2 protein-coding genes are annotated in these 1946 nt (G+C 68.3%); one reads left to right on the plus strand and one right to left on the minus strand.

The window, feature by feature from the left end; all coding sequences use genetic code 11:
* Positions 1-116, minus strand: a 116-nt coding sequence (locus DPV74_RS41100) for a 2-dehydropantoate 2-reductase N-terminal domain-containing protein (protein ID WP_276142173.1), incomplete at its 3' end; no start/stop codon positions are given.
* Between the two features lie 243 nt (positions 117-359).
* On the opposite strand from DPV74_RS41100, the gene DPV74_RS41105 reads away from it, so the two are divergent.
* Positions 360-1913, plus strand: a complete 1554-nt coding sequence (locus DPV74_RS41105) for a methyl-accepting chemotaxis protein (RefSeq protein WP_119339271.1) — start codon at positions 360-362, stop codon at positions 1911-1913.
* The last annotated feature ends 33 nt before the right edge of the window (positions 1914-1946 follow it).

The raw sequence follows: 1946 nt of genomic DNA on the forward strand, positions 1-1946 counted from the left end.
GCCAGCGCGGCCGCGCGGCCGTCGCGCACCAGGAACGTCACGTCGCGCCCCGCCGCGGCCAGCCGGCCGCCGAAGTATCCGCCGACCGCGCCGGCCCCCACCACCAGAATTCGCATCGTTGCCTCCTTTCGGTTTCATTCGCCGCCGCGCCGCGCGCGCGGCGCGCATTCAAACGCCCCGACAGTATAGCGACGCCCGTTATGCATATGCATAGATACCCTTTTCGGTGTCGAAGGCATCGGCGACGGCGCCGGGCTCCTAGGGATAACCCGCCTACGGCAACGCACGTCGGGCGCCGTCAAGATACTTATCCCGTCACGCCGCCCCGGCGAGCTTCCACGACTGACCGACCACACACCATGCGCAACCTTTCCCTGAATCAGAAACTCGCCTCGATGATCGTCATCCTCTGGCTCGGCCTGCTCGTGATCGCCGGGCTCGGGGCCTGGCAGACGCGCGCATCGATGATCGCGGACCGCCGCGACCAGCTCGCGTCGCTGGTCGCGCAGGCCGCGAGCGTGACCGATCATTACTACAAGCTGTCGCAGCAGAACGCGCTGCCGGAAGCCGACGCGAAGCAGAAGGCGCTCGAGGCGATCGCCGCGATGCGTTCCGGCGCCGACGGCTACATTTCCGTCAACGACTCGAAGCCCGTGATCGTGATGCATCCGATCAAGGCCGACCTCAACGGCAAGGACGTGTCGAATTTCACCGATCCGAACGGCAAGCACCTGTTCGTCGAGATCGTGAAGGCCGGCAACCTCGAAGGCGGCAAGGGCTTCGTCGAGTATCTGTGGCCGAAGCCGGGCGCCGACAAGCCGCAGGAGAAAACCAGCGCCGTGCAGCGCTTCGCGCCCTGGGACTGGTACATCGTGACCGGCATGTACATGAACGACGTGCGCACCGCCGTGCTCGAAAGCGTCGGCCGCTGGCTCGCGATGACGACCGTGCTCGGCGGGATCGCGACCGCCGTGATGGTGCTGGTGCTGAAAAGCGTGCGCGCGAACCTCGGCGGCGAGCTGGAAGTGGCACTCGACGCCGCGCAGCGCATCGCGCAGGGCGACCTGACCGCGCACGTCGCCGTGAAGCACGACGATCGCGGCAGCCTGCTGCACGCGCTGCACACGATGCAAGGCGGGCTGATCGACATGGTGTCGCGCGTGCGGATGGGTACCGAGAACATCAACGTCGGCGCAAGCGAGATCGCGTCGGGCAACACGGACCTGTCGCAGCGCACCGAGGAACAGGCGGCCGCGCTCGTGCAGACCGCGTCGAGCATGGACCAGATGACCGCGAACGTGAAGCAGAACGCGGACAACGCCGCCCAGGCCGCGTCGCTCGCCGGCCAGGCCGCGCAGGTCGCGACGCGCGGCAGCGCGGTGGTCGACGACGTCGTGCGCACGATGAACGAGATCACCGACCGCTCGCACAAGATCGGCGACATCATCGGCGTGATCGACGGGATCGCGTTCCAGACCAACATCCTCGCGCTGAATGCGGCCGTCGAAGCCGCGCGCGCGGGCGAACAGGGTCGCGGCTTCGCAGTGGTCGCGGCCGAAGTGCGCTCGCTCGCGCAACGCTCGGCGACGGCGGCGAAGGAAATCAAGTCGCTGATCGTGTCGTCGAACGAGACCGTCGAGCAAGGCGCGGCGCTCGTCACGCACGCGGGCGAGACGATGGCCGAGATCGTGCAGTCGGTGCGGCGCGTGAACGAGATCCTCGACGAGATCAGCCATGCGTCGCGCGAACAGAGCGCCGGCATCGAGCAGGTCAATCGCGCGGTGGGCGAGATGGACCAGGTCACGCAGCAGAACGCGGCGCTCGTCGAAGAAGCGGCGGCCGCCGCGCATTCGCTGCGCGATCAGGCCGAGGCGCTGCGGGACGCCGTGACGCGGTTTGCGTTGCCGGCCTGACGGCGGCCGCCCGGCGCGCGCGGGCTCACGCCG

The organism is Burkholderia sp. HAN2018, assembly GCF_024704855.1.
GTDB classification, from domain to species: Bacteria; Pseudomonadota; Gammaproteobacteria; order Burkholderiales; family Burkholderiaceae; genus Burkholderia; species Burkholderia cepacia.